Genomic DNA, 7,374 nt, shown 5'->3' on the forward strand with positions numbered 1-7,374 from the left:
GAACCGCGCGGCGCGACCGAGGCGCCGCCCGACGCCGCCGCCCTGCTGCGCCATCCCGCCCTGGCCGAGGCGCTGGACCGTGCGCTGGCCAGCGGCACGCCCGCCGTGGCCGACCTCGTGCTCCCGGTGCCCGTGCTGCGCGACGTGGCCGTGCAGGTGATCCCGATGGACCCGCCGCTGGCCGATGGCGGGCGCGTGATCGTCCTGCTGTCGGACCGCACGCGCGAACGCGCGGTGGAACGCATGCGCGCCGACTTCGTGGCGAATGCCAGCCACGAGTTGCGCACGCCGCTCGCCAGCCTGATCGGCTTCATCGAGACGCTGCGCGGACCCGCCGCCGACGACCCCGCCGCGCAGCAGCGCTTCCTGCAGATCATGGCCGAGCAGTCCGACCGGATGCGCCGGCTGATCGACGACCTGCTCGGCCTGTCGCGTATCGAACTGACGGAACACCAGGCGCCGGCGGGGCTCGCCGACGTCGCACTGGTGGCGCGCGCCGAGGCCGATGCGATGGCGCCGATCCTCGCCGCGCGCAAGGCGAAGCTGGTGCTCGACCTTGCCGAGGCCACCGCCGAGCCGGCGGATTCCGACCAGGTGGCGCAGGTGATCCGCAACCTTCTCGACAACGCCATCCGGCACGGGCGCGAGGGCGGGACCATCCGCCTGGCAGTGACGCAGGGCGCCGCTCCCGATGGGCGCAGGGGCATCGTCATCAGCGTGACCGACGACGGGCCGGGCATCCCGCGCGACCACATCCCGCGCCTGACCGAGCGCTTCTACCGCGTGGACAAGGGGCGGTCGCGCAGCGCCGGCGGCACCGGCCTCGGCCTCGCGATCGTCAAGCACATCGTCAACCGGCACCGCGGGACGCTGGGGATCGACAGCGAGGAAGGCTCGGGGACCACGTTCCGGATCTGGTTGCCGGGGGGGTGAGGCGGCGCCTCGAGAGGGCTCTGCCCTCCCGAACCCTCCCGCCGGGGCATCCGTGCCCCCGGGACCCGCGGAGAGTGAAGGGCCGGTCTGGAGGAGGGGCATGTCACGCTCTGCGCGTCCGCGCCGCCGACGAGCCCCTCCTCCAGACCGGCCCTTTGACCCTGGGTCTGGGAGGCGGTTGCCTCCCAGCGGGGGGGCCGGGGGGCTGGCCCCCCGGTGCGCCCTTACCCCTCGGCAAACCTGTTCCCGGGAACGGGGATCCCGAGGCTGTCGCGCAGCGTCGGCCCAGGGTAGCGCGTGCGGAACAGCCCGCGCCGCTGCAGTTCCGGCACCACCAGGCGCACGAAGTCGTCGAGCGGCTTAGTGTAGAACGGGAACAGCAGGGTGAAGCCGTCGCAGGCGCCCGCTTCGAACCATTCCTGCATGGTGTCCGCCACGCGCTTCGGCGTGCCGACGACCAGCTGGTGGCCGAGCGAGGTGCCGAGGTAGCGCGCCACCTGGCGGATAGTGAGGTTCTCGGCCCGCGCCTTCGCGACCAGGTGTTCCTGGCGCGCACGGGCAGCGTTCGACGGCGGCAGGTCGGGCAGCGGCCCGTCGATCGGGTAGCTGTGGATGTCGAGGTCGCCGCACAGCCGCGCGAGCAGCCGCATGGCGTTGGTCTCGTCCATCATGTCGCCCAGCGTGCCGGCGATGTCGTCGGCCTCCTGCTGGGTTTCGCCCAGGATGGTCATGAAGCCGGGCATGACGCGGACATGGTCGGGGTCGCGGCCATGGGCGGCGGCGCGGGCGCGGATGTCCTGGTAGAAGGCGATGCCTTCGGACAGCACGGATTGCGCGGTGAAGATCATGTCCGCGACGCGGGAGGCCAGCTTGCGGCCGTCATCCGACGACCCGGCCTGCGCGATGACGGGGCGGCCCTGCGGGGAGCGCGGCAGGTTGAGCGGCCCGCGCACCCGGAAGAACTCGCCTTTGTGGTTGAGGATGTGTCCCTTGGACGGGTCGAGGTAGCGCCCCGACGCCTTGTCGCGGATGAAGGCGCCGTCCTCGAAGGAATCCCACAGCCCGGCGCAGACGTCGAAGAATTCCTCGGCGCGTTCGTAGCGGTTGGCGTGGTCGGGGTGGCGGTCGAAGCCGTAATTGCCGGCCTCGTCCTCGATCTGCGAGGTCACCAGGTTCCACCCGGCGCGCCCGCCGCTGATGTGATCCACCGAGCCGAAGCGGCGCGCGATGGTGTAGGGGTCGTTGTAGGTGGTGGTGGCGGTGGCGACCAACCCGATGTGCTTCGTGACCGGTGCGAGTGCCGCGATCAGCGTGGCGGGTTCGGGATAGACCTGCCGCCCCATGCCGGGCCGCCACGGGCTCGCGCCATCGAGGCCCGCGCTGCCGTTCACCGCGGCGGTGTCCTGGAAGAACACGCAGTCGAGACAGCCGCGCTCGGCGGTCTGCGCCATCTGCACGTAATGCGCGAAGGACATGTCGGATTCGGCGACCGCGAGCGGATGGCGCCAGCCGGCGGAATGGCTCCCCGGCGTGAAGAAGAAGGCGCCGAGGTGAAGCTGCTTCGTCATGGTGCGGGCCGGATCTCCGTGGCCATGGTGTATTGGTCGGCGCGCGGCGTCATGACCAGGCCGCGCTTGGCACCCCAGGAGGCGCCGACATGGAAGACGGGCGCGAGGGGCACGTTGTCGGCCACCCAGCGGATCGCTTCCTGGGTCAGGCGTTCGCGCGTCTCGGGGTCGAATTCGCTGTCCACGCGGTCGAGCATGGCGTCGAATTCCGCATTCGAGAAGCGGGTGCGGTTCCATCCGCCATGCGCGCGCGCGGCGTTGGGCGTGCGCAGCAGGGCGGTGAGGCCCTCGCTGGCGATGCCAGAGGACGAGCCGAACATCGCGAGATGCGCGCTGAGCTCGGGAACGCCGCCGGCCAGCTGCGTTGCGCTGCGACGCAGGTAGATCGGCATGGGCAGCGCCTCGACCACGGTGCGGATGCCCACGGCCGTGAGCATCTGCCCGATCGCCTGGCAGGTGCGCGCATCGCCGGCAAAGCGGTCCTGCGTGCAATGCACGGTCAGGGTGAAGCCGTTGGGGTAGCCGGCCTCGGCCAGCAGGGCGCGGGCGCGGGCGGGGTTGAATTCCGGCAGCGCAAGGCCCTCGACATGGCCGATCAGGCCCGGCGCGGCGATCTGCCCGGTGGCGGTGGCGCCGCCTTCCATCACCCGGTCCGCCAGGGCCACGCGGTTGATGGCGTGGTTGATGGCGCGGCGGACGCGCAGGTCGCGCAACGGGTTGTTCGGCAGCGGCTGGCCGTCGGCGCCCGTGGCGTTGGGGATCTGGGCGCTCATGGCATCGAGGTAGAAATAGTGGGTGAAGACCGAATAGCCGTTCACCAGCTGGAGATTCGCGTTCTCGCGGACGCGCTGGTGCAGGCCGGTGGGGACGCTGTCGATCACGTCGACATCGCCGGCGAGCAGGGCTGCGACGCGCGCGCTGTCGTTCGGCACGAAGCGGATCTGAACGCGGGCCCAGGGCTCGGGCGTGCCGCGCCAGTTCGGGCTGCGTTCGAAGGTCACGTCCTGCTGCGGCGTCCAGCGGCCCCAGCGATAGGGGCCGGTGCCGATGGCGGCGCGGCCGCCATTGAAATCGGCGTCCACCGCGCCGTCCGCGGCCCGCGCGTTCAGAATGGCGATGGCCGCGAGAAAGTCCGGCTGCAGCGGCGTGGGCACGGTAGTGCGCACGATCAGCGTATGGGCATCGGGCGTCTCGACGCCGGCCACATTGCGCACCGCGGCGGCATAGGTGCGCGGGCCGGTGGCGGCGCGCGCGCGCAGGATGGAGAAAGCCGCGTCGGCCGAGGTGAAGGGCGTGCCGTCGTGGAACACCGCGTCGCGCCGCAGCTTGAACTCCCAGGTCAGCGGGTCGATCGCGCGCCAGGATTCCGCGAGCTGCGGCCGGGGGCGCAATGTCGCGTCCTGCGTCACCAGTGTTTCCCACACGTGCAGCTGCGCGTTGCGATTGGGCGTGAATGTCTGGTGCGGGTCGGTGCCGTCCATCGAGGCCTTGAAGGCGATGCGCAGGGTCTGCGCCTCGGCACCGGACGCAGCGGCCAGCAGGCCCGCGGCAAGCAGGGACAGGCGAAGGCGGGGCATGACGGCGGCTCCAAGATAAGGCGCGGCCCCGGCGGCCGCAGCGTCCGAGCCTGCCGGGTTTGCAATCGATGTGCCAGGGGCACCGCCTTGCCCCCCCGCCGCCCCCGCGCCACGCTGCAGCGTCAGCCAGGGGAATCGCGCATGGCGCAGCGGCAGATGCATCTCGGGGTCTTCGTGCTCGGTACCGGCAACCACATCGCCGGCTGGCGCATGCCAGGCGCGTATGATTCCTTCCAGTCGCTGCCGGTCATCCAGCACATCGCGCGCATCGCCGAGCGCGGCTGCTTCGACCTGCTGTTCCTGGGCGACGGGCTCGCCGCGGGCGTCAACGACCACCCGTCATTCACCGCGCGCTTCGAACCGATCACGATGCTGGCGGCGCTGGCTGCGACGACGACGCATCTCGGCCTCGGCGCGACCATGTCCACCACCTACGAGGAGCCCTTCAACGTCGCGCGCTTCTATGCCTCGCTCGATCACCTGAGCGGCGGGCGAGCGGCATGGAATGCGGTGACGTCGTCCAACCCACGCTCGGCGCCGAATTTCGGCCGCCAGCATCCGCCCCACGACGCGCGCTACCGCGTGGCGGAGGAATTCGTCGATGTGGTGATGGGGCTGTGGGATTGCTGGGACGACGGCGCGATCGTCGCCGAGCGCGACACCGGCCGCTACATCGATGGCGCCAAGGTGCGCGCGCTGGACCACGAAGGCGAGTTCTTCAAGGTGAAGGGTCCGCTCAACATCGGGCGCTGCCCGCAGGGGCGGCCGATCATCCTCCAGGCGGGCTCGTCCGAGCCCGGGCTGAACCTGGCCGCGCGCACGGCCGATGTGGTGTTCTCGGTGGTGCAGGACCTCGACGAGGCGAAGGCGGCCTATGCCTCGCTGAAAGGCCGCATGCCGCGTTATGGCCGCGGGCCGGAGGAGATCGCGGTGCTGCCCGGCGTCATGCCGATCCTGGGCCGCACGCGGCAGGAGGCGCGCGACACGCTCGATCGCCTTCAGTCCTTCGTGACCTCCACCAACGCCGCGTCGCTGCTGTCGGGGCGGCTCGGCATCGATGTCTCGGGCTTTCCGCTGGACGAGAAGGTGCCCGACCTGCCGCTGCCCGACACCTCGCACGGTTTCGCCCGCGCCATGCTGTCGAAGGCGCGGCGCGAGGGCATGACCTGGCGCGACATGCACAACCTGACCGGCGCGGCGCGCGGGCACTGGGTGATCGCGGGCACCGCCGCCGACATCGCCGACACCTTCCAGGAATGGTTCGAGGGCGGCGCGGCGGACGGCTTCAACATCCTGCCCGCCTGGTTCCCCGGCGCTTTCGACGGCTTCGTGGACGAGGTGGTGCCCGAGCTGCAGCGCCGGGGACTGTTCCGCAAGCAGTACACCGCCACGACGCTGCGCGGGCATCTGGGGCTCGAGATGCCGGAGAATCGCTTCTTTCCGAGGACGGCATAGCCCGGTTGCCGGGGCGCCGCCCGCCGGGTATCCCGCGCGCAGTCCAGCGGAAAGCACCTCCATGACCACCCTCGACATCCTCGGCATCGGCAACGCCATCGTCGACGTGCTTGCCCGCGCGGATGACGCCACCCTGGCCCGCCACGGCATGGCTAAGGGCGGCATGGCGCTGATCGGCACGGACCAGGCCGAGACGATCTATGCCGACATGGGCCCGGGCATGGAGAGCAGCGGCGGATCCGCCGCCAACACCTGCGCCGCCGCGGCGGCGCTGGGGGCGCGCGTGGGCTACCTGGGCAAGGTCGCGGACGACGCGCTGGGCCAGGTCTTCCGCCACGACATCACCGCAGCCGGCGTGCATTTTCCGACCCCACCGCTGGTCGGCGGCGCGCCCACCGCGCGCTGCCTGATCCTGGTCACGCCGGATGGCCAGCGCACCATGAACACCTTCCTCGGCGCCTGCGTGACCTTCGGCGAAAAGGACCTCGATGCGGCCGCCATCGCCGGCGCGCAGGTGACCTACCTGGAAGGCTACCTGTTCGACCCGCCGGCGGCCCAGGCCGCCTTCCGCGCCGCCGCGCGCATCGCCCATGCCGCGGGCCGCAAGGTGGCGATCACGCTCTCCGACGCCTTCTGCGTCGAGCGCCACCGCGACGCCTTCCGCGCCTTCGTGCGCGAGGAAGCCGACATCCTGTTCGCCAACGAATCCGAGATCCGCGCGCTTTACCATGCGAATTCCTTCGAGGAAGCGGCCGCCGCGGCGCGGGCGGATGTCGGCCTGGCGGCGCTGACGCGTTCCGAGCACGGCAGCGTGATCCTGGCCGGCGGGGCCACGCACCCCATCGCCGCGGTGCCGACCACGGTGGTCGATACCACGGGCGCGGGGGATGCCTATGCCGCGGGGTTCCTCGCCGCGCTCACGGCCGGGCAGCCACTGCCGGAATGCGGGCGTTGGGCCTCAGTGGCGGCAGCGGAGGCGATCAGCCATTTCGGCGCACGCCCGCAGGCGGACCTCAAGGCGCTGGTGGCCGGCGGGCCGAAGGGCAAGGCGGCCGCGCTTGGCTGAGGCGCGCTACCGGGCTCCTTCCGCCCTGAGGTCCGGCACGCGCCCACAACACGCAATCGTGCGCCGGGCCCATGCGACGATCCGCCCCGTCGGGCGTTGCGCTGTCGTCGAACCGAGTCAGGAGGACGACATGCGGATCGAATGGATCGGCGTCGCCATCATCGGCGCCGGGTTGGCCGCCGCCCCCGCCATTGCGCAGGGCGTGCCCACCACCCTGAACGGCGGCGACCCCGTGGCCGCCGAGGCCGACCGGATGGCCGCGCATGATGTCGGCGCGCTGCTCCGCCAGGCCGACCAGGCGGCGCGCCAGGGGCGGCTGCCGCTGGCCAGCGAACTCGTCGAACGCGCGGAGGCGCTGACGCTCACGCGCTCGACCCTCGCCGGAACCGAGGGCATGCCGGTGCGCGAGGGCCTGGTGGCGACGCTGGCCGAGGCGCGCGCAGCGCTTGGCCGGCGGGACGTGCCGGCGGCCACGGCGCTGATAGCCCGGGCCTCCGGCATGCAAGCCCAGCCCTGAGCAAATCCTTCACGGCCGTGGCGCGGGCATCGGCCCGTGCCAGGGTCGGGCGCGCCTTCCGGAAAGCCGGCGTCGGTCGCGACGCCTGCGCAGGCATCCCGCGGCCGCCGCCCGGGATCCGGACCCGGGCGGGCGCCGCGGCCGGCGGGGTCGCGACGTCGATGGCTCTTTTTTCTCGCCATCCGGCAACCGAGCCACTATGTGTGCGCCGCAACAATCCGCCCGACCGAAGCGGCCGCTCCGCCCGTAGCCCCTGAC

At 71.9% G+C, this 7,374-nt stretch carries 6 protein-coding genes; 4 read left to right on the forward strand and 2 right to left on the reverse strand.

Annotated elements, in window-relative coordinates; translation table 11 throughout:
- Positions 1 to 933 (forward strand): ATP-binding protein (locus HW578_RS20295; protein ID WP_198372533.1); only part of this gene is annotated, 933 nt, incomplete at its 5' end.
- A 224-nt stretch (positions 934 to 1,157) separates the two neighbouring features.
- Here the strand turns inward: HW578_RS20295 and HW578_RS20300 are convergent.
- Together HW578_RS20300 and HW578_RS20305 are read right to left on the reverse strand one after the other, a co-directional pair.
- A complete protein-coding gene (locus HW578_RS20300; protein ID WP_198372534.1) occupies positions 1,158 to 2,501 on the reverse strand; it encodes an LLM class flavin-dependent oxidoreductase in 1,344 nt (447 codons plus the stop codon).
- Positions 2,498 to 4,078 carry an ABC transporter substrate-binding protein gene (locus HW578_RS20305; protein WP_198372535.1) on the reverse strand — a complete coding sequence of 527 codons (1,581 nt, stop codon included), beginning with the start codon at positions 4,076 to 4,078 and terminating at the stop codon, positions 2,498 to 2,500. Before HW578_RS20305 ends, HW578_RS20300 begins: the two co-directional genes overlap by 4 nt.
- Before the next feature lie 141 nt (positions 4,079 to 4,219).
- Here HW578_RS20305 and HW578_RS20310 point away from each other — a divergent pair, with 141 nt between their 5' ends.
- The 3 genes from HW578_RS20310 to HW578_RS20320 all read left to right on the forward strand — a co-directional run bounded on the left by HW578_RS20310 (position 4,220) and on the right by HW578_RS20320 (position 7,116).
- A complete protein-coding gene (locus HW578_RS20310) occupies positions 4,220 to 5,533 on the forward strand; it encodes an LLM class flavin-dependent oxidoreductase (RefSeq protein ID WP_198372536.1) in 1,314 nt (437 codons plus the stop codon).
- Positions 5,534 to 5,594: 61 nt separating this feature from the next.
- Positions 5,595 to 6,599 (forward strand): adenosine kinase, encoded by a 1,005-nt coding sequence (locus HW578_RS20315; protein ID WP_198372537.1) that lies wholly within the window; start codon positions 5,595 to 5,597, stop codon positions 6,597 to 6,599.
- A 130-nt stretch (positions 6,600 to 6,729) separates the two neighbouring features.
- Positions 6,730 to 7,116 carry a hypothetical protein gene (locus tag HW578_RS20320; RefSeq protein ID WP_198372538.1) on the forward strand — a complete coding sequence of 129 codons (387 nt, stop codon included), beginning with the start codon at positions 6,730 to 6,732 and terminating at the stop codon, positions 7,114 to 7,116.
- Positions 7,117 to 7,374 lie beyond the last annotated feature (258 nt).

The organism is Roseomonas rosulenta, assembly GCF_016106005.1.
In the GTDB taxonomy this organism is placed as follows: Bacteria; Pseudomonadota; Alphaproteobacteria; order Acetobacterales; family Acetobacteraceae; genus Neoroseomonas; species Neoroseomonas rosulenta.